At 72.3% G+C, this 19,913-nt stretch carries 18 protein-coding genes and 1 riboswitch; of the genes, 4 read left to right on the plus strand and 14 right to left on the minus strand.

The window, feature by feature from the left end:
* Window positions 1-103 precede the first annotated feature (103 nt).
* The 3 genes from AB0877_RS05855 to AB0877_RS05865 all read right to left on the minus strand — a co-directional run bounded on the left by AB0877_RS05855 (window position 104) and on the right by AB0877_RS05865 (window position 3,186).
* The gene (locus AB0877_RS05855) at window positions 104-1,756 is read right to left on the minus strand and encodes a DUF885 domain-containing protein (RefSeq protein WP_366607016.1); all 1,653 of its coding nucleotides are present in this window, start codon (window positions 1,754-1,756) and stop codon (window positions 104-106) included.
* A 129-nt stretch (window positions 1,757-1,885) separates the two neighbouring features.
* Window positions 1,886-2,638 (minus strand): hypothetical protein, encoded by a 753-nt coding sequence (locus AB0877_RS05860; protein ID WP_366607018.1) that lies wholly within the window; start codon window positions 2,636-2,638, stop codon window positions 1,886-1,888.
* Window positions 2,635-3,186, minus strand: coding sequence for an AAA family ATPase (locus tag AB0877_RS05865; RefSeq protein ID WP_366607020.1), 552 nt, complete (start codon window positions 3,184-3,186; stop codon window positions 2,635-2,637). Before AB0877_RS05865 ends, AB0877_RS05860 begins: the two co-directional genes overlap by 4 nt.
* A gap of 59 nt (window positions 3,187-3,245) precedes the next feature.
* Here AB0877_RS05865 and AB0877_RS05870 point away from each other — a divergent pair, with 59 nt between their 5' ends.
* The gene (locus AB0877_RS05870; RefSeq protein ID WP_366607022.1) at window positions 3,246-4,235 is read left to right on the plus strand and encodes a tyrosine-type recombinase/integrase; all 990 of its coding nucleotides are present in this window, start codon (window positions 3,246-3,248) and stop codon (window positions 4,233-4,235) included.
* A 6-nt stretch (window positions 4,236-4,241) separates the two neighbouring features.
* Here AB0877_RS05870 and AB0877_RS05875 read toward each other — a convergent pair whose 3' ends face one another.
* The 4 genes from AB0877_RS05875 to AB0877_RS05890 all read right to left on the minus strand — a co-directional run bounded on the left by AB0877_RS05875 (window position 4,242) and on the right by AB0877_RS05890 (window position 9,014).
* The gene (locus AB0877_RS05875; RefSeq protein ID WP_366607024.1) at window positions 4,242-4,931 is read right to left on the minus strand and encodes a fasciclin domain-containing protein; all 690 of its coding nucleotides are present in this window, start codon (window positions 4,929-4,931) and stop codon (window positions 4,242-4,244) included.
* Between the two features lie 90 nt (window positions 4,932-5,021).
* The gene (locus AB0877_RS05880) at window positions 5,022-7,127 is read right to left on the minus strand and encodes a M14 family zinc carboxypeptidase (protein WP_366607026.1); all 2,106 of its coding nucleotides are present in this window, start codon (window positions 7,125-7,127) and stop codon (window positions 5,022-5,024) included.
* Between the two features lie 198 nt (window positions 7,128-7,325).
* Window positions 7,326-8,126 carry an alpha/beta hydrolase gene (locus tag AB0877_RS05885; protein WP_366607028.1) on the minus strand — a complete coding sequence of 267 codons (801 nt, stop codon included), beginning with the start codon at window positions 8,124-8,126 and terminating at the stop codon, window positions 7,326-7,328.
* Window positions 8,127-8,234: 108 nt separating this feature from the next.
* The gene (locus tag AB0877_RS05890; protein WP_366607030.1) at window positions 8,235-9,014 is read right to left on the minus strand and encodes an endonuclease/exonuclease/phosphatase family protein; all 780 of its coding nucleotides are present in this window, start codon (window positions 9,012-9,014) and stop codon (window positions 8,235-8,237) included.
* A gap of 184 nt (window positions 9,015-9,198) precedes the next feature.
* Between AB0877_RS05890 and AB0877_RS05895 the strand changes: the two genes are divergently transcribed.
* Complete coding sequence (locus AB0877_RS05895; RefSeq protein ID WP_366607031.1) at window positions 9,199-9,969, plus strand: TSUP family transporter; 771 nt, start codon at window positions 9,199-9,201, stop codon at window positions 9,967-9,969.
* On the opposite strand, the gene AB0877_RS05900 is transcribed toward AB0877_RS05895, so the two are convergent.
* A complete protein-coding gene (locus AB0877_RS05900; protein WP_366607033.1) occupies window positions 9,966-10,475 on the minus strand; it encodes a peptide deformylase in 510 nt (169 codons plus the stop codon). The two genes, AB0877_RS05895 and AB0877_RS05900, sit on opposite strands and share 4 nt — an antisense overlap.
* Before the next feature lie 32 nt (window positions 10,476-10,507).
* The gene (locus AB0877_RS05905) at window positions 10,508-11,755 is read right to left on the minus strand and encodes a chorismate-binding protein (RefSeq protein WP_366607123.1); all 1,248 of its coding nucleotides are present in this window, start codon (window positions 11,753-11,755) and stop codon (window positions 10,508-10,510) included.
* Window positions 11,756-11,851: 96 nt separating this feature from the next.
* On the opposite strand from AB0877_RS05905, the gene AB0877_RS05910 reads away from it, so the two are divergent.
* Window positions 11,852-12,052: a DUF5999 family protein gene (locus AB0877_RS05910; protein ID WP_007460326.1), complete on the plus strand. Its 201-nt coding sequence runs from the start codon at window positions 11,852-11,854 to the stop codon at window positions 12,050-12,052.
* A gap of 130 nt (window positions 12,053-12,182) precedes the next feature.
* Here AB0877_RS05910 and gcvP read toward each other — a convergent pair whose 3' ends face one another.
* From gcvP to AB0877_RS05925, 3 genes are all read right to left on the minus strand, one after another.
* On the minus strand, window positions 12,183-15,005 hold the full coding sequence (gcvP, locus tag AB0877_RS05915; RefSeq protein WP_366607035.1) for an aminomethyl-transferring glycine dehydrogenase: 2,823 nt from the start codon (window positions 15,003-15,005) through the stop codon (window positions 12,183-12,185).
* Between the two features lie 73 nt (window positions 15,006-15,078).
* Window positions 15,079-15,177: riboswitch (glycine riboswitch) on the minus strand.
* 106 nt (window positions 15,178-15,283) lie between these two features.
* Window positions 15,284-16,126 carry an NAD-dependent protein deacetylase gene (locus AB0877_RS05920; RefSeq protein ID WP_366607037.1) on the minus strand — a complete coding sequence of 281 codons (843 nt, stop codon included), beginning with the start codon at window positions 16,124-16,126 and terminating at the stop codon, window positions 15,284-15,286.
* 127 nt (window positions 16,127-16,253) lie between these two features.
* Window positions 16,254-17,321: a MerR family transcriptional regulator gene (locus tag AB0877_RS05925; protein ID WP_366607039.1), complete on the minus strand. Its 1,068-nt coding sequence runs from the start codon at window positions 17,319-17,321 to the stop codon at window positions 16,254-16,256.
* Window positions 17,322-17,424: 103 nt separating this feature from the next.
* Between AB0877_RS05925 and AB0877_RS05930 the strand changes: the two genes are divergently transcribed.
* Window positions 17,425-18,081, plus strand: coding sequence for an NAD(P)H-binding protein (locus AB0877_RS05930; RefSeq protein WP_366607041.1), 657 nt, complete (start codon window positions 17,425-17,427; stop codon window positions 18,079-18,081).
* 60 nt (window positions 18,082-18,141) lie between these two features.
* Here AB0877_RS05930 and AB0877_RS05935 read toward each other — a convergent pair whose 3' ends face one another.
* Window positions 18,142-19,101 (minus strand): methyltransferase domain-containing protein, encoded by a 960-nt coding sequence (locus AB0877_RS05935; RefSeq protein ID WP_366607042.1) that lies wholly within the window; start codon window positions 19,099-19,101, stop codon window positions 18,142-18,144.
* A gap of 113 nt (window positions 19,102-19,214) precedes the next feature.
* On the minus strand, window positions 19,215-19,910 hold the full coding sequence (locus AB0877_RS05940; protein WP_366607043.1) for a cell division protein DivIVA: 696 nt from the start codon (window positions 19,908-19,910) through the stop codon (window positions 19,215-19,217).
* Window positions 19,911-19,913: the final 3 nt, after the last annotated feature.

Consider the following 19,913-nt stretch of genomic DNA (forward strand, 5'->3'; position numbering starts at 1 on the left):
GTGCTCGCCGCACTGAACTCCGGCGGCCCCGCTCGCTCACCCAGGACTGGCTGCGCCGTTCGCACACCTGACAGCCCGAGCTGGGGGAGCGGGCCTTGTCCGGCTAGCTACGCGGTCCCTGACGGGTTTCACTGCGATCCGCGAGTGGTGCTCGGTCACCCCGAAGAGCCACCGTCAACTGATCCAAGCCCATCGAACCCAACTCCAGCGCCTGACGATGGAACGCGCGCCGGTCGCCAGGGAAGGACGAACGGGCGGCCAGCCACACGCGCTCACCCACCTTGTAGGCCAACGCCTGCCCAGGCCGACCCAGGTAACGCGCAAGCTCGGCGGACGCGTAGGCCCCCTGATGGCAGCGATCCCGCAACAGCTTCAGCGCCGCGTCCGCCGTCCACACGGCTCCATCGCCGAAGGGCGTCGCCAGCCGCAGGTGCAGGCCGATGTCGAGCACGACCCGCGCGGCGCGCAGGAGCTGCATGTACAGGTACCCCAGTCGAGCACCTGGCTGCTCATACAACCCGAGCTCGTCCATGAACCGCTCCGCATACAGCGCCCAACCCTCCTGACTCCCGGAGAGGCCGCCGAGCAGGTTCAACCGCTGCCCGAGGCCGCCCCGGCAGGCTTCCGCGCCGAGGTGGAGGTGATGGCCGGGAACCCCCTCGTGAAAGGCGGTGCTGTAGGCGTACCAGGTAGGGAATGTCGCTGCGCCCTCCGGGACCGACCACCAGACCCGGCCCGGCCGCGCCAGGTCCCGTGACGGCCCTGTGTACGCGATGCCGGACGACGTGGCCAACCGCGACTCGATGCGCCTAAGCGGGGCGGGGATGTCGAAGTAGACACCGTCCAACCTCTCGGTAGTCGACTCCAACAGGTCCTGCAGCCACGCAGCGAACGCCTCCCTGCTGTGCAGCGTGCCAGGTGCGTCGGGACTGTTGAGCCGGGCGAGCACCTCCGGCACGCTGCCGCCCAGGGCCTCCGCCTCAGCGAGAAGCTCTGCCTCTGTCGCTCTGAACTCCTCCCAACCCCACTCGTACAGCTCGCGCAGGTCAGGTTGGGCCGCGAGGAAGGTACGCACCCAGAGCGCATACCGCTGCCGACTGAACGCCTCCTCCTCAACTGCCCGTGGTGCCAGGTCGACGGTCAGCCTCTCGGCGAGCTTCTGGTACGCCGCTCGCGAGCCCGCTGCTGCGGCTTGCAACGACGCCCGCTGACGCCCCTCGCCGTAGCGATCCACCAGGGCAGCATCGTCGTCAGTCCAGGTGGGGCAGCGCTGCGCGACGAGCTCCACCTGACGGCGCGCCGGCACATCGCCGCGCTGCGCGGCGAGTAGGAGGCTGCGGGCGTACCCCTCCAGGGCCGCAGGGATCGCGGCCATGCGTGCGCCGACACGAGCCCAGCCCTCCTCGAAGGCCGCGTTCTCGGCGTCGCGGCCGGGAACCGCGGCTTCGACGGCTTGGCGGATGAGCTGAAGGGGACCGGTGGCCGCCACGTGCAGTTCGCGCAGATCCTCCCCGGCGTCGTGGAAGGCGACACGCGTGTGCAGCCGTTCGACGAGGTGGGCGTGCAGCGGGGTCCCGGCCGGCAGTGCCTCGATCTCGCGCAGGGCGCGGGCGACCCGGTCCGCGCGGGCCTGATGGCCCTCGGGGCCGTAGTCGGTAAGCCCGTCGACGTCTTGTTCGCCAGCGTCGACCACCGCTGTGCAAGGGTCGAGGATGGCCATGTCGTGCAGAAGCCGCTCCACGAAATCCTCGATCACCCGGGCAATGTTAGGGCCTTGCGCCAGTTGCCATGGGGCAAGGTCGCATCGGTCCGGAACGATGTAAAGCTGATTCGATAATGCACATTATGTAAAGTAAGGGGTTTTCAGGGCCACCTCCGGCAGTGGTCAGTCGCGCGTCAGACCCGGCGGGCACGCGTCCTCGTCCGGCCCCACGAGACGCGCGTCGACAAGCGGGTTGCGGCGCAGGGCCGTGAGCACGGCCGCGCTGGCGCCGATGTCGGTCCAGGTGTCGTCCCACAGGGCGGAGACGAGCCAGGACCGATCCGCCGGGAAGAACAGGTCGGGCAGCGCCCCGTCGCCACGCATGTGACCGGTCCGCCAGGTGAGAGCCTGCTCCGGCCCGGCCTCGATGAGCACGTACGACCAATCCCAGTAGAGCGACACCCGCCGGGCGTGCGGGAAGACCACGTCGTGGGCGCCGGTGTCGAGGAAACCCAGCCACCAGGGCTGATCGGATGTGCACCCCACCAGTTCGTCGATCACCGCGTGTTCGTGGGCGTCGACGTCCACGCCGGCGGGCGGGTGGAACGTGCCGTACGCCTCGAACACCTGCGGGATCGCGGCGGTGACCGAGAAACCCGGCGTGGTACGCCCGGCGAGCCAGGCGACGTCGCTGGCCGTGCCGACCAGCCAACGCCGCCCGTCCCGGTCGACCCGGTCGGCGCCGGTCCGGATCGTCGCCTCGCGGGGTGCGGCGACCGCGGCGGGTGTCGCCGTCGGCGACCATCCGGGTCGGTCGGTCGCCTGCCACCGGTGCCCCTCGGGACAGACCCGTTCCACGGGGTCGCCCGGATCCCGGTACACGCTGGGCGTCCCGGGCCGCCCACACTCGGGGCAGGTGGCAGCGGGTGACGTCATGTGCCGCACGATACGTGTTTCTCGATCAGGGCCACCCGTGTCCGCACCGGTCCGGCCGGTATGTCGACGAGGTGGTGCCCGTGTTCCTCGTACACCTGCTGGTGCAGGCGGGCGAAGGCCAGCGCGTCGGCGTAGCTCATCCGGCGCGCGGCGGTGTGCCGGATGAAGCCCAGGGGGCTGATCAGGAAGACCAGGCGTTGGTAGGTGCGTTCGCGCATGATCCGGTCCACCTCGGCGGTCAGCGTCGGGCCGATCGGTCTGCCCAGGTGGCGGGCCAGTGCCAGAGTGCACAGCGGCGAGCGGTCGTAGAACTGCACCGGCCGACCGGCGTCGGTTCCGGTCTGCCGGTGGTGTTGCAGCGCGGCGACGGTGTCGACGAAGTCGTCGTCGTGCCACGGTTGCGCGTACCCCCGTGCCTGCCTTTCGGTGATGAGGTCGGTGGCGGCCTCTCGGACGGTGAGGTGTCCCCTGCGGCGCAGGGCCTCGATGGTTGTTGTCTTGCCGGCGCCGGGCGCTCCGGTGAGGACGTATCGCCGGGGTGCTGGCATCTTCTCCCCCTCTGCCGGTCCCCTTCCAGGAAACCCGAAAATGCTGCATAATATCCCTTATGCATGACAAAAAGGACGAATCGCTCGGGGTGCTGATCGAGGAGTTCCTGACCGCTCGGGCCACCCGCAAGCCCTCCCCGCACACCCTGGCCGCGTACCGCAGGGATCTGCACACGGTCGCGGCCCTGGTCGCGGAGGCCACTCCCCTCCCCCTCGACGCACTGTCGATCACCGACCTCTCCCCCCGGGTGATGCGGGCGGCCTTCGCCCGGTTCGCCGCCCCCCGGGCGCCCGCGTCGGTGCACCGCGCCTGGTCCACCTGGAACAGTTTCTTCACCTTCCTGGTCGCCGACGGGTTCGTGGCGGGCAACCCGATGCCGGCGGTCGGGCGTCCCCGGGCGCTACTCCCCCAGCCGAAGCCGCTGCGCGGCGCGGACACCCCCGAGGTGCTGCTGGCGTCCGTCGCGCGCGACGACGGGCGGCAACGCGACCCGTGGCCGGAGCGGGACGTGGCGGTGTTGGCGGTGGCGCTCTGCGCCGGGCTGCGGTTGTCGGAGCTGCTGGCGTTGCGCGTCGACTCGCTCGGCGGTCGGCCCGGTGAGCGGCGGGTCGAGGTGGTCGGCAAGGGTGGGCGGCCTCGGGTGGTGCCGATCGAGGCGGATCTGGACCGGGTGCTGCGGGACTACCTGGACAGTCGGGTGCGGCGATTCGGTTCGCGGTCGGTACGCCCCGACTCGCCGTTTCTGGTGGATCGGCGTGGTGAGCCGTTGCGCCGAGGTGGTCTGCAGTATCTCGTGGAGTCGTGTTACCGGCGGGCCGGCATCGGTGACCGGGTGCCGCGGGGTGCGCGGCTGCACGCGCTGCGGCACACCTTCGCGACCCGGTTGGCGGAGGACGGCGCGAGCGCGGCGGAGATCATGCGGTTGTTGGGGCACGCGTCGTTGGCGTCGTCGCAGACGTACATCGAGGTGACGGCCGGGCAGCAGCGTGACGCGGTCCGCGCCAATCGGACCAACCGTGCGTTGGCGGGTCTGGTGCCGCCGGGGTGAGGGTGGTCAGTGTGCGCGGTGGCCGGTGCCGTCGGCGGTGACGGGCAGGGGGCCGAGGACGGCGTTGATGATGTGGATGCGGGCGTTGGTGGCCTGGTAGTCGGCGCAGACCGTGTCGGCGCGGCCGCCGAGGCGGGCGGTGGGTCCGGTGCGGGTGACGGTGACGCTGACGCCGTCGAGGGTGGTGGCGGTGCCGGCGGTGCTCAGGTCGGCGATCGGGTGGTTGCCGGTGATGAGGTGGGCTTTCAGCAGGGTGCGGAGCTGTTCGGTGTGGTGGGTCATGAGGTCGTCCCAGTTGTCCTCGGAGAACGTGGCGGCGAAGGCGTCGTCGGAGGGGGCCAGGAGGGTGACGCCGTCGCCGGCGGGTAGGTCGGTGAGGACGCCGCTGGTGCGCAGTGCCGCTTCGAACGTGGTGAGGGTGGGGATCCAGCGCAGCGCCGCCTCGACGGGTTGCCCGGCGAGGAAGCTCGGGTTGCCGGGGTCGGTGCCGGTGGGTAGGGCGGCGCAGAGGGGTCCGGTGGGTTGGGGTGCGGTGCTCGCGGGTGCGGCGTCGGTGCGCGGGGTTGCGGGGTTGCCGGTGCAGGCGGCCAGGAGCAGGGCTGGCAGGAGCAGGCCGAGCGTGCGGCGGACGCGTCGAGCGTCGTGCGGTGTGCGGGATGGTCGGGGGTTTCGCGGTGCGGTGGCGGGGTGCGGCACGGCGGCCTCCACGGGTGCGCTGTTGCTGGTGGGTGCCGGCGGCGCGGGTGTCGGTCCGCGCCGCCGGCGTGCTGGCTCGCTAGTGGTCGGTCAGAGTGCCGCGCACTGGGTGGTGCGGGGGCCGTGGACGGTGTTGGCGATGCCGAGGTTGTGCGGGGTGGGGTTGTTGCCGGTGCAGGTGAGTGGGCCGCGGATGGTGGTGCCGGCCAGCACGGGTGCGTCGGTGGCGGTGGTGTTGCCGGACAGGTCGACGGGGCCGGCGACGGTGGCGTCGATGATGGAGATCGTGCCGGTGGTGGCGATGCGGACCGGGCCGTTGATGGTGCTGTCGGCGAGCAGGACGCCGGCGGCGCCGGTGGCGGTGAGGGGCCCGCTGATGGTGGTTGCCGTGGTGACGAGTGCCGCGCCGGCTCGGACGGTGACCGGGCCGTTGATGGTGGCGTCGTCGGCGCAGGTGAAGCCGGTGACGGTCAGGGGTCCGTTGCGGCGGCCGGTGAGGGTGGGGTGGACGCGTTCGCCGTCGGTCAGCTTTTCCACGGCCTTGCTGTCGAGGAGCAGGGGGATGAGGCCGCGTTCGGGTTGGTTGAGGGGGACGTAGTGGTCGTCGCCGATGGTGATGACCTTCCAGCCGTGCGCGGCGATGCGTTGGGCGACGGTGGTGCCGACGCCGCCGGGTCCGTCGGTGCGGGCGCCGTTGTACTGGGCGTCGGTGAGTTTGTAGGCGCAGGGTGGGGTGTCGAGGATCAGGTCGGCGGGGGGCGCGTCGAGTGGTGGTGGGCTGTCGCCGGGGTGCGGTGCCGGGTGGGCGGGGATGGGGCGGGAGCCGCGGAAGACGAGCCGGCCGGTGTTGGCGGCTTGGGATTCGATGGCGTCGCTGCGGGCGGTCAGGATGTCGGCGCGGTCGGCGCGGTGGTAGTCGAGGAACTGGTGGAACGTCCAGAGTGCGGAGTAGGTCTTGCGGCGTCGGTTGTTGGCGGTGTTGCCCTCGTCGGGGCGGGTCTGGCCGCCGGAGCTGCGGAGTTCGAGCAGGGAGTTGGTGACGTTCTTGAGTCCGAGGGTGTTGCGGAGGATGGTTTCCTCGCTGAGGCCGACGTTGCCGCCGCCTTCGCAGCCGTAGGGGCAGGCCCACCAGCCGGCTTCGGCGCCCTTGGCGTACATGTGGCCTTCGATCATGTCCTGGGACTGGTCGAAGATGGGTTGGGCGACGTTCTGGTGCCGTGGGGGCAGCATCGGCAGGTCGCCGGCGCGGGAGTTGCCGAACTCGTGGCCGTCGTAGCCGGCGACGGGTCGGTAGTCGCGGACCATTGTGATGTACGCGGTGGTTTCGGGTTGGCGGATCAGGGAGTAGTCGCGGTTGAGGTCCTGGCCGGTGGAGTTGCCGCGGGTGTTGTTGGCGCGGCCGTCTCCGTTGATGGTGGGGACGATCAGGACGGTGGTGTGGCTGAGGAGGTCGGTGATGCGGGGGTCGGTGCTGAAGGCGAGTTGGCGGGCCATGATGAGGCAGGCTTCGCGGTCGCCGGGTTCGTTGCCGTGCACGTTGCAGTTGATGGCCACGGGTGCGGTGGCGGCGACGGCTTGCGGGGTGGCCGCGGGGGTGGGGTGGCCGATGACCATCATGTTGATGGGTCGGTTCTGGACGGTGCGGCCGAGTTCGACGACGCGTACGCGGTCGCTGAGGGCGTCGATGGCGGCGGTGTAGGCGTACTCGTCGGTGTCGGTGGTGTATTGGGCGGCGCGGGTGGTTTCCCAGCCGGTGCGCAGTTGCTCGCCGGGGGTGGTGGGGTTGCCCCAGGGTGCGGTGGTGGTGGCGGTGACCGGGTCGGAGTAGGGCTGTTCGGTGGTGCCGGTGCGGGCGCGTACGCGCCATTGGAAGGTGTCGCCGGGGTGGTAGCCGGCGTCGGCGAAGGTGGGTGCCTGTTGGTTGATTTGGCGGTTGGGTCGCCAGATGCCGACGATGGTGGGTACGCCGGTGGGGGTGTTGTCGGCGTCGACGGGGGTGCGTTCGATCTGGTAGTCGGTGGCGCCGTCGACGGGTTGCCAGGCGAGGGTGGTGTATCCGTCGGCCTGGTGGGCGGTGAGGGCGGTGACCTGGTCGGGTGGTGCGGTGGTGTGGGCGTTGGCGGGGGTGGCCGCGGTGGTGAGGGTGAGGGCGATGAGGGTGGACACGGCGATGAGGGTTTGTCGCTGGCGTCTCATGTGGCCTCCGACGGGTTGATCGTGGCGTGTCGACCAGCATGATCGTCGACGCCCGTCGATGCAATGATCTTGAGGGAATCTTGCGACTGGGTGGTCCGCTCCCCCGCCGACGTTGAGGACGGCGCGGGTGCCCGGGGCTCGTTGATGCCGGCCGAGGGCAGCGTCAGGCCGTACGGTCGGGGCGGTGAGGCGGGGCGGTCACCGGGCGTGGCGCAGGGCCCAGTCGAGGGCGACGTCGGCGATGCGCTGCCAGCCCTGCTGGGCGGGCAGCAGGTGCGCGTACCCCTCGAAGAGCTCGACCTCGGTGATGGTGTCGCCGGTGTAGTGCGCGGCGTTGGAGCGCTGCACGCTGGGCGGCATGATGTGGTCCTCGGAGCCGGAGATGAACAGCAGCGGGGCGCGTTGGTCGTTGTGGTAGTCGACAGCGATGTCCTGGGGGCCGGGCAGCAGGTTGGCCAGGACGCTGTCCCAGAGGATGCCGCCGGCGGCGGGGATGGCGTAGCGCTCGTACAGGGCGCGGGACTCCTGCTGGTCGAAGGTGTTGGTGAACGCGTAGTGCCACTGCTCGAAGGTGAACCCGACGGCGCGGTGCCGGTTGGCGGGGTTGCGCAGCACCGGGAAGGTGGAACGCAGCTGCGAGAACGGGATGTTCCTGACGCCTTCGGTGGGCGCCGAGTTGAGGACGACCGCCGAGGCGCCGTAGCCGCGGTCGAGCAGCACCTGGGTGAATGCCCCGCCGGCGGAGTGGCCCATGATGATCGGCGGCGTGGGCAGCGCGGCGACGACTTCGATGAGGTGGTCGATGACCTGCGGCGCGGTCAGCGTCTCCAGGGGGCTGGGGTCGGCGTTGATGGCCTCGACCTCGCCCTCCAGCCCGGGGTAGGTGGGGGTGAGCACCTGGAAGCCTTTGGCCTGGTAGTGGGTGACCCAGTGTTCCCAGCTGCGGGGGGTGACCCAGAATCCGTGGATGAGGACGACGGTGTCCGGCGTGTCGCTCACGGTCGGCTCCCTGTGGTGTCGGGGGTGGCGATGGCGCGACGGCGTGGTGTCGGTGATGCCCCACCTTAGACATCCGTGAGGCGCGATGTTGCCGGTTGGCGGTGATGCTCAGCCGAGGTCGACCAGCAGGGGGCGGTGGTCGGAGATGGTGGACGACGGTGCGGTGACCGCGCGTACGGGTGGGAGGGCGGTGAGGGCGTGCCGGTCGGCGAGGATGTGGTCGAGTTGGACGCGGGGCTGCCCGGACGGGTAGGTGGGGCGTCGGCCCAGGGGGTGCCAGCCGGAGATGAGTCGGGCCGCGCCGGCGGGGAGGTTGAGGTCGCCGAGCAGGACGCGGGGCCCCGGTAGCGCGCGCAGGGCGCGGACGGTCTGACGGAGTTGGCGGGCGTTCCAGCCGGGCACGAAGGACAGGTGGGTCGCGGCGACGGTGAGGGGGCCGTGCGGGGTGTCCAGGACGGCGGCGAGGATCACGCGGGGTTCGTCGTGCAGCAGGATGAGACCGCCGCGGGGGCCGGGCACGTAGACCGGTGAGCGTACCGGCGCCGGTTTGAGTCGGGTGACCTGCCAGCTGAGTACGGGGTGTCGGCTGATCAGGCCGATGCCGTAGCAGGGTTCCCCGTGGCCGTCGTCTTCGTGGCGCAGTGGGCGGAACTGTTCGCCGGGGGTGCCGACGACGGCGGCGGCGAAACGGTGGTGGGGTGCCCCGAGGGCGCGGGCGGCGATGGCGGTGAGGTCGAGGTTGCCGCTGCGGCGTTGGTCGCGGTCGACCTCCTGCAGGGCGAGTACGTCGGCGTCGAGGGCCCCGATGGCGGCGGCGAGTCGGTCGGGGTCGACGAGCCCGTCGGTGAGGGACCGTCCGTGCAGCAGGTTGAAGGTGGCCAGGCGCACTCCTGCACCTTACGTGCCCGTGGCATGGTTGCCGGGTGGTGAAGGTGTTGCTGTGTTCGGTTCTGGTGTTCGTGGCGGTCGGCGCGTTGGGGGTGTGGTTGCGGCGTACGCGGGGTCGTTGAGCAGGTGAGGCTGGCCACTCGGGTGCCAGGTGCGGCGTGTCGGGTGGGCAGAATTGCCGCCCGTGGACGCCGTGACGCTGAGTACTCTGCTGGCCGCCGCCGCGATGGCCGGGTGGGTCGATGCCGTGGTCGGTGGTGGCGGGTTGTTGCTGCTGCCGGCGTTGTTGGTGGCTGCCCCGGGGTTGCCGGTGGCCACCGCGCTGGGCACGAACAAGCTGGCCGCGATCTTCGGCACGGCCACGGCGGCGGCGACGTACGCGCGTAGGACGACTGTCGACTGGCGGGTGGCGGGTCCGGCGGCGGGGTTCGCGGTGCTCAGCGCGGGTGTGGGCGCGGCGCTGGCCGGGGCGGTGCCGGCGTCGGCGTACCGGCCGGTCGTGCTCGTGGTGCTGGTGTCGGTGGCGGTGTTCGTGCTGGTACGCCCCCGGATGGGGGTGGTGGCGGTGCCGTCGAGGCGCACCACGGTGCGGGTGGCGGCGGTGATCGCGGTGGCCGGTGTGGGGATCGCCCTGTACGACGGGTTGATCGGCCCGGGTACCGGCACGTTCCTGGTGTTGGCGTTCACCGCCCTGGTGGGTGCGGACTTCGTGCATGGCTCGGCGATGGCGAAGGTCGTCAACGCGGGGACGAACCTGGGCGCGTTGGTGGTGTTCGCGGTGACCGGGCACGTGTGGTGGCTGTTGGGCGCGGGCATGGCGGTGTGCAACATCGCCGGCGCGGTGCTGGGGGCGCGGATGGCGTTGCGGCGCGGCGCAGGGTTCGTGCGGGTGGTGTTGCTGGTGGTGGTGGTGGCGTTGGTCGCGAAGCTGGGCCACGACCAGTGGGTGAGCTAGCTGCGGCGGCTGGGTGAGTCGAAGCGTCCGGCGCGGATCTCGCGCAGGGCGCGGCGGCGGGTGTCGCCGCGCAGGGTGTCGACGTAGAGCCGCCCGGCGAGGTGGTCGGTCTCGTGTTGCAGGGCGCGGGCGAGGAATCCGCTGCCGGTGATGGTCAGCGGCTCGCCGTTCTGGTCGACGCCGTGTGCGGTGGCGTGCAGGGCCCGCACGGTCGGGAAGTACAGCCCGGGGATGGACAGGCAGCCCTCGTCGTCGTCCTGGAGTTCGTCGGACAGTTCCAGGGTGGGGTTGATGAGGTGGCCGCGGTGCCCGTCGGCGTCGTAGACGAACACCTGGGCGCTGACGCCGATCTGGGGTGCGGCGACGCCGGCGCGGCCGGGGGCGCCGAGCAGGGTGTCCATCAGGTCGGTGACGAGGGCGCGTAGCTCGGCGTCGAAGGTGGTGACCGGTTCGCATCCGGTGCGCAGGACAGGGTCGCCGATGATCCGGATGGGCCGCATGGTCATGGGGTTCAGCGTATCGCCGTGTGGTGCCGCGGTCAGCGCCCGGCCAGGGTGGCGCGGATCGGGGTGGTTTTCGCGGCGGCTTCGGCGACCTCGGCGTGTGCGTCGCTGTCCCAGGTGATGCCGCCGCCGGCCCAGGTGTGCAGTCGGTGGCCGTCGGCGGCGGCGGTGCGGATGGTCAGGCCCAGGTCGACGTGGCCCGGGGCGACCCAGCCCAGCGCGCCCATGCTGGCGCCGCGTCCGACGGGTTCGAGGGCGTTGATCTGGGTCAGGGCGGCGAGTTTCGGGGCGCCGGTGACGGAGCCGCCGGGGCAGGTGGCGCGCAGCAGGTCGGCGAGGCCGAGGCCGTCGGCGGCGGTGGCGCGCACTGTCGACTCGGCCTGCCACAGGTCGCACCAGCGGCGGACGGCGAACAGGTCGTCGACGGTGACGGTGCCGGTGCGGGCGATGCGGGCGAGGTCGTTGCGTTCCAGGTCGACGATCATGATGTGTTCGGCGCGTTCCTTGGCGCTGGCGAGCAGTTCGGCGCGGCCGGTGGCGGTGGCCGGGCGGGTGCCCTTGATCGGTCGGGTGATCACCTGCCCGTCGGTGACCTCGACGAGGGTTTCCGGGGAGGCGCAGCCGATGGCCCAGCCGTCGCCGGTGAGGACGCCGCCGTAGCGGGCGCCGGGGAGCGCGCTGAGGCGGTTCAGGGCGGGCAGCGGGTCGCCGGTGTAGGGGGCGAAGGCGTGGCCGACGAGGTTGCTCTGGTAGACGTCGCCGCGGCTGATGGCGGCGCGGACCGCGTCGACGGCGTCGGCGTGCTGGGTGGGGGTCCAGCTTTCGACCCAGTCGCCGAGCCACCACGGTGGTGGTGGTCCGGGTCGGGTGACCCGGGTGGGGCCGTGGTGGTAGACGACGACGGCGAGGTCGGGTAGGCCCGGTGCGGGCTCGGGTGCGCCGGCGGGTGCGCCGGCCAGCAGCGCCCCGGCGGCGGCGGACAGGTAGAGCGCCGCGCCGCAGACGCCGGTGCCGTGCGGGCCGGGGGCGGGTCGGGTCAGGTCGTGCAGGGGGAGGCCGTGCGCGGCGAGGAACTCCTCGGCCAGGGTCGCGGGGTCACCGCCGTCGCCGCGGGACCAGTGCAGGCGGGCGCGTTCGGTCAGCGCGCCCCGGCACGCGGCCGGCGCGGCGGGTACATCGACGGACGCGACTGGGCCGCTGGTCGCGGCGCAGACCTTTGGGAGCGTTTCCACGCCGTACGGTCCAACCTTCCTCATCCGTTCAGTGGATTTCCCGTGCACCAGGCGGGCACCTGCTCGATGTTGGACACTTTCGCTTGGTACTGTGCGTCACTGGTCATGTGAACCATGACACAGTGCCCCCACAGTCCGGAGAACCCGATGTGCCAGCACCAACCGACCTGCCCCTCCGCTGAAGCCACCGACCGGGAAGCCGCGCGAGTGCTCGCCTGCTTCCGTGAGCAGGGCTGGAGCCTGCTCTGCAATGGTGTCATCGTCTTCGAGGACACCGGTGAGTTGCTCCCCGACGGCAGCAGCATCGCACCGCACCGCGGCCCCGCCCGCCACGCCCTCGTGGCCTGACCGACCACTCAGCGTCACCGTTTAGCCGCCGCCGACCAGGCTAGTCCCCCGGTAAGGGACACCACGCCCAGGTCGTCGCGGCTGCCGGGGCGGCTCGCAAACGCCCGCCCCGGCACGCCCGTCGCCAAGCTCAGTCTTCGAACGCCTCCGGCGACGGGCACGAGCAGACCAGGTTCCGGTCGCCGTACGCGCCGTCGATGCGCCGCACCGGCGGCCAGTACTTCCCGGCCCGGTCCACCCCGGCCGGGTACGCGCCCACCGACCGCGGGTACGCGTGCGACCACTCGTCACCGCTGACCATCGACGCGGTGTGCGGCGCGTTGACCAGGGGGTTGTCCCCCGCCGGCCACGCCCCGGAACCCACCTGCTCGATCTCCGCGCGGATCGCGATCATCGCGTCGCAGAACCGGTCCAGCTCGGCCAGGTCCTCGCTCTCGGTCGGCTCCACCATCAGCGTTCCCGCCACCGGGAACGACATCGTCGGCGCGTGGAAGCCGTAGTCGATCAGCCGCTTCGCCACGTCGTCCACCGTCACCCCGGTCGCCTTCGTCAACGGCCGCAGGTCGAGGATGCACTCGTGGGCCACCAGGCCCTTGTTGCCGGCGTACAGCACCGGGAAGTGCCCCCGCAGCCGGGCCGCCACGTAGTTCGCGGCGAGGACCGCCACACCGGTGGCCCGGGTCAGCCCCTCGGCGCCCATCATCCGCAGGTACGCCCACGGGATCGGCAGGATCCCCGCCGACCCGTACTTCGCCGCCGAGATCGCCGGGGTGGCGTCGACGTGCGCGCCCAGCGGGTCACCGGGCAGGAACGGCGCCAGGTGCGCGCGCACCGCCACCGGGCCCACCCCCGGGCCACCGCCGCCGTGCGGGATGCAGAACGTCTTGTGCAGGTTCAGGTGCGACACGTCCGCCCCGAACTGACCGGGCTTGGCGAACCCGACCAGGGCGTTGAGGTTCGCCCCGTCGACGTACACCTGCCCGCCGGCGTCGTGGACCTTCGCGCACAGCGACGCGATGCCCGTCTCGTACACACCGTGCGTGGACGGGTACGTCACCATGATCGCGGCGAGCGCGTCGCGGTGCTTGTCGATCTTCGCGTCCAGGTCGACGAGGTCGACGTTGCCGTCGTCGTCGCAGGCCACCACCACGACCCGCATCCCGGCCATCACCGCCGACGCCGCGTTCGTGCCGTGCGCCGACGACGGGATCAGACACACGTCGCGGTGCGTCTCCCCCCGCGACGCGTGGTACGAGCGGATCGCCAACAGGCCGGCCAGCTCACCCTGCGAACCGGCGTTGGGCTGCACGCTGACCGCGTCGTACCCGGTCACCTCGGCCAGCCACGACTCCAGCTGACCGATCATCTCCCGGTACCCGACGGTCTGCGCGTCCGGGGCGAACGGGTGGATGTTCGCGAACTCCGCCCAGCTGACCGGCTCCATCTCGGTGGTCGCGTTCAGCTTCATCGTGCACGAGCCCAGCGGGATCATGCCCCGGTCCAGGGCGTAGTCGAAGTCCGACAACCGCCGCAGGTAGCGCAGCATCGCCGTCTCCGAGTGGTGGCTGCGGAACACCGGGTGGGTGAGGAAGTCGCTGCCGCGGATCAGGTCGACGGGCAGCGCCGCGTCCCCGTCGCCGTCGAACGCGGGCACCCCGAACGCCGCCCACACCAGCGCCAGGTGCGCGGCGGTCGTGGTCTCGTCGCAGGACACCCCCACCCGGTCGGCGTCGACCAGCCGCAGGTTGACACCACGCTGCGCGGCGGCGGCCACCACCTCGGCAGCCCTGCCGGGCACGGTCACGGTGACGGTGTCGAAGAACGCGACGTCCGCGACGTCCATCCCACCGGCGCGCAACCCGGCCGCGAGCCGCGCCGCCATCGCATGGGTACGCGTCGCGATGGCGCGCAGCCCGTCCGGGCCGTGGTACACGGCGTACATGCCGGCCATCACGGCCAGGAGCACCTGCGCGGTGCAGATGTTGCTGGTCGCCTTCTCCCGGCGGATGTGCTGCTCACGGGTCTGCAACGCCAGCCGGTAGGCCGGGTTGCCGTCCGCGTCGCGTGACACCCCGACCAGACGCCCGGGCAGCATCCGCTCCAGGCCCGAGCGCACCGCCAGGTAACCGGCGTGCGGCCCACCGAAGCCCATCGGTACGCCGAAACGCTGGGTGGTGCCGGCGGCGATGTCCGCGCCGATCTCCCCCGGCGCGCGCAGCAGCGTCAACGCCAGCAGGTCCGCCGCCACGGTCACCAGGGCGCCGACGGCGTGCGCCGCCTCCACGAGGCCGGCGTGGTCGCGCACCGCCCCGGACGCCCCCGGATACTGCAGGTGCAGGCCGAAGAACTCCTCCGGCAACTCGTCGCGCTGCACGTCGAGGACCCGCACGTCGATGCCGAGCGGCTCGGCCCGGCTGGTGATCACCGCGATGGTCTGCGGCAGGGCGTCGGCGTCGACGACGTACACGCCGCTCTTGGTCTTGGAGGCCCGGCGGGCGAGGGTCATGGCCTCCGCCGCCGCGGTGCCCTCGTCGAGCATGGAGGCGTTCGCGGTGGCCAGGCCGGTCAGGTCGGTGACCATCGTCTGGAAGTTCAGCAACGCCTCCAGCCGGCCCTGGCTGATCTCCGGCTGGTACGGCGTGTACGCCGTGTACCAGGCCGGGTCCTCCAGGACGTTGCGGCGGATCACCGCCGGAGTGTGCGTGCCGTGGTACCCCAGGCCGATCATGGAGACGGCGACGGTGTTGCGCGCCGCGAGGGCCCGCAGCTCGGCGATCGTCTCGGCCTCGGTGGCGGCCTCCGGCAGGTCGAGGGTGCCGTGCCAGCGGATCACCTCGGGGATCGCGGCGTCCATCAGCTCGTCGATCGAGTCGTGCCCGACGACCTCCAGCATCCGACGCTCGTCGTCGGGGCCGGGACCGATGTGACGGGTGGCGAACTGCTCTGCGGTCATCAGGGGCACTCCCGGGGCGAGGTCGACGTGTCGGCCTCCCCCTCTGTCGCACCCACAGGGGCACTCCACAGTGCCTGCCCACGAGGTCCTTTTGCCTGAGAGGTTCCGGGGAGGATTTGCCCCTTCGGCGCCGCCCTGCGTGCTGTCGGGCGGTCTCTCCCACGTGGGTGTTACCGGCGTGGTCAACGCTACCAGCGTCGGTGTTTCCGGCGGATGTCCTACCCCCGGGGGTGGGAGTCGCACCCCCGGGCTCGGGATGCACCCCCGGGGCGCGGCCGTCAGACCCCCAGCGGCGTCCCGGCGCCGACGCGCGCGGCCAGCCGCGGCAGCACCGCGCCCAGCGGCGCGTCGACGCAGACGGTGGCGTGGCCGTCACCCCGGGTCGGCCCCTGGTTGACGATCGCGACCGGGATGCCCCGTTTCGCGGCCCGAATCACGAACCGGCGGCCCGACATCACCGTCAACGACGACCCGAGCACCAGCAACGAGCGGGCCTGCTCCACGGCCGCGAAACACCGCGCCACCCGCTGCGGCGGCACCGTCTCACCGAAGAACACCACGTCCGGTTTCAGCATCCCGGTGCCGCAGATCCCACAATCCACCGGCCGGAAAGCCGCCACCTGATCATCGGGGAGATCAACATCACCGTCCGGGTTGACAGCGGCGACGCGGGCCACGAACTCCGGGTTGGCCTCGCGCAGCCGCCGGTGCAGCTCCTCCCGGGAGGTCAGGTTGCCGCAGTCCAGGCAGGTCACCTCGTCGAGGCGGCCGTGCAACTCGATCACCGACGGGCTGCCGGCCGCACCGTGCAGACCGTCGACGTTCTGGGTGATGACCGTGTCGACCAGCCCCGCGTGTTGCAGGCCGGCCACCGCCCGGTGCCCCGCGTTGGGCGCCGCGCCCGCGATCAGCCGCCAGCCCAGGTGGCTGCGCGCCCAGTAGCGCCGCCGGGCCAACGGATCGCGGGTGAACGCCTGGAAGGTCATCGGCGTGTGCCGCCGCGCCACCCCGCTGGGCCCCCGGTAGTCCGGAATTCCCGACTCGGTGGACAGGCCGGCGCCGCTGAGGACCACCACCCCACCACCGGCCACCAGCGAGGTCAACGCGTCGAAGCTCTCCATCACCTCTCCATGCTGCCTCAACCGGTTCGCCAACGCCGAGCCCCGCGCCGGGTGAGCGGCCCCACCCGGCGCGGACGACGGCCACCCGGCAGACACGTCGCCGGCGACGGCTACCCGTCGGCGACGGCTATGCGGCGACGACGTCGGCGACGACGCAGGCGATGTTGTCCGGCGCCCCCTCGGCCCGCGCCAGATCGATCAGCGCCCGCACCGTGTCCTCGGGGTCGTCCGTCGCGGCCAACGCCGACCCCAACCCGGCCCGGTCGACGACCGCGGACAACCCGTCGGAGCACAACACATACCGGTCACCCGCCACCGCGGTACGCAACGCCAGATCCGCCTCGACCTGCCGGCCGCCACCGAGGGCACGCACCAGCACCGCGCGCTGCGGATGCGCCGCGGCCTGGTCCCGGTCGAGCCGACCCTGATCAACCTGGGCCTGCACCCAGGTGTGATCCTGCGTGAGCAGCGACAACTCACCGCCGCGCAGCAGGTAGGCCCGGGTGTCACCGACGTGCACCAGCGCCAGCCGGGAACCGCTGAGCAGCAGCGCGGTCAGCGTCGTGACGGGCTGGTCGGTGTCGGTGGCCAACCCGTGCACGGCCCGGTCGGCGGCGCTCACCGCGCCAGCCAGCATCGTCAACAGGTCCGCGCCCGGCACGTCGGTCAGGGCCAACGGCTTCAGGGCGTCGACGGCGGCGGCGCTGGCAGCCGCGCCGCCGGGCCCCCGCATCCCGTCGGCCACGGCGAGCAACCGCTCGCTGGCGTACGCGGTGTCCTCGTTGCTGTCGCGCACCAGCCCCGTGTCACAACCGGCGGCACAGCGGACGGTGACGGTGGGATCCGGGTCAGACATGGTGGTGCCTCCCTCAGACAGGTGGTCCACGAGGAGGGTGGCGAGCCGGGCGCGGGCCGCGGTGTCGGCGCTGACCTGCCGCCAGTACGCGGTGACCGCCTCCGCCGCCGCTGCCGGCTCCAGGTCACACACGACCCGGATCGTCGCCAGCGGCATACCGAGCCGACGCAACTGGGCGACCAACCGCGCCACCGGCAACTGGACCGGGTCGTAGAGCCGGTAACCGGACTCCGGATCGACAGCGGCCGGCACCAGCAGCCCACCCCGGTCGTACAGGCGCAACGCCTTCGGCGTCAGCCTCGCCGCCCGGGCGAACGCCCCGATGGTCATCAGCCCCACGTCGACATCCTCCTCGCACCGGTCACGGCGACCGGCACCCACCAGGCTCAGGGTTGCCCGAAGGTCAAGGTCAAGCCGGTGACGCCGCCGGTAGGTTGGGCGTATGCGCGTCGTCATCGCCGGAGGCCACGGCAAGATCGCCCTGCTGCTGCAACGCCACCTCGTCGGGCGCGGCGACACCGCCGTCGGCCTCATCCGCAACCCCGAGCAGACCGCGACGCTGCGCGCCGCCGGCGCCACCCCCGTCGTCTGCGACCTGGAACACACCCCGCCCGACCAGGTGGCCGGGCACCTGTGCGGCGCCGACGCGGTGGTCTTCGCCGCCGGCGCGGGCCCCGGCAGCGGCGCCGCCCGCAAGGACACCGTCGACCGGGCCGCCGCCGCGCTGCTCGCCGACGCCGCCACCCACGCCGGCGTCCACCGCTACCTGCTCGTCTCCTCCATGGGCGTGGACACACCACCGGCCCCCGGCACCGACGACGTGTGGGCGGCGTACCTGCGCGCCAAACGCGCCGCCGAGGACGACCTGCGCCGCCGTGACCTGGCCTGGACGGTGCTGCGACCCGGCCGGCTCACCGACGTCCCACCCACCGGGCGGGTCACCCTCACCCCCCACGCCGGTGCTGGGGCGATCAGCCGCACCGACGTCGCCCACGTCCTCGCCGCGCTGCTCGACGAACCGCGCACCACCGGCGCGACACTGGAACTCGTCGACGGACCCACCCCGATCGCCGAGGCCATCCGCGCCGCCGTCAGCTGAGCGACCCCGTCGCGCCGGCAGGCGAACCCCGCACCGGCGCAGCCGACACCACTGCGGGCCTCAGCCGCCCGGGCGGTGCGCGGCGACCAACACCGGCCCACCGGGGACGGTCGGGAAACGCCGAACGTCACCCAACCCGGCCCCCGCCAGCACCTGCGCCATCCGGTCGGCGTCGAAGGCGTTGCCGCCGTTGCGCACCGCGTTCCACCGGTCGACGGCCGCCCGCAACGGGTCCCCGGCCGGCGCATTGGTACCGGCCACCAGCCAGCCACCGGGTCGCAGCGCCTGCACCAACCGGGGCAACGCGAGCGCCAACGTCTGCTGGGGAAGAAACGGCGCCGGCACCCACACCAGGTCGTACCCGCCCGGCTCGGTCACCTCCGCGACGTCCTGCCGGCGCACACTGATCCGGTCGGCGACGTCGCGCGCCTCGGCCAACTCCCCGCGGGCCAGGTCCAACGCCCGCTGGAGCACGTCGATGCCCACCACCGACACCCGGGGCAACGCGCGGGCCAGGGCGACCGCCAACGCCGCCACGCCGGTGCCCACGTCCAGAATTCGGGCATCCGCCGAGTCCAAGCGCTCCGCCAGCCCCGCCAACTCGGGCACCACCCGGGTCGCCAACGCCCGGCCGGTCGCCGCCGACGCCCGACCCTGATGCAGCAACACCTCGTCGTCGACCTGCGCCCAGCCGACCGCACCCCCGCCGGAAGGCTCCTGCGCCGCCGCGGCGACCGCCTGCCGCAGCGAACTCAACCGCGCCTGCACCGCGCTGCGCCCGGTCGGCCCGTCGGCCGCCACCAGCGACGGGTGCGCGACCGGCGTCGCGCCGTCCCAGGACAGCAGACCGGCGGCCTCCAGGACCGCGCTGCGGTGCGGCGACGCCGCGACGACCTCGGCGAGCGGGGCCGACAGGGCGTCACTCATGGTGCCGACGGCGGCCGCCAGCGCCCACGCCGACGCCTCCAACGCCGCGAGGGGGTCCGCCGACCCGCCGGATGAAGACGGTGATACCGACACGACGGGCCTCTCCCCGGGGCGGGCCACCGGTCAGCCCCGCCTGACCCCTTCGACTATGCCACCGTCGCCAGCGCCCCGGGTGGGGTCCACGTCAGCGCACCCCACCCGGCGACTCAACGCTGCTGGTGCCGCGGCAACGCCGACTGACCCACCGCGCCGCCCACGAACGGCGCCCCCGGCGTCTCCGCCGCGATCCGGTCCATCGTGCGCGCCAACTGCTCACTGCCGTCGTCGAGATGCCGCGCCGCCGCCTGCATGTGCGACACCATCATCTCGCCGAAGATCCGCAACGCCTCCCGGGTCGCCACCGTGTCGTCGAAGCTCGACCCCGCCGCGCTGCGGTACTCCGCCACCGCCCGCTCCGCCTCCTGCTTCGCCTCCGCCTCCGCCGCGTGCAGGTAACTCTCGTACTGCACCCGGGCGTACTCGGCGACCCGACGCGCGTAGTCATGCGCCTGCGCGATGATCTGCTCAGCCTCCCGCTGCGCCGCCGACAGCAGATTCACCTCCCGCGCCGCCGGGACCTTCGACGCCGCCCCCGTACTGGGGATCACCCCGTGCCGGTGCAACTCCACCCGGTCGGTCAGCCGCTCGTTCTCCGCCCGCAACGTCGCGATCTGCGTCGCCAACAGGTCCAACTCGTCAGCGACCTGCACCCGGAACCGGTCCACGTCGGCGTTGTCGTAACCACGCCGAGCGAACGACGCCGCACCGAACTCCCACCGCCGCACCCGGTCGGCGGTCATCCGCACCTGCACACCGCCGGACACCTGCACCCCGTCATACCGACTGATCGGCGTCGCACTCACCTG

Source organism: Micromonospora sp. NPDC047644 (genome assembly GCF_040704315.1).
Lineage (GTDB): Bacteria > Actinomycetota > Actinomycetes > Mycobacteriales > Micromonosporaceae > Micromonospora.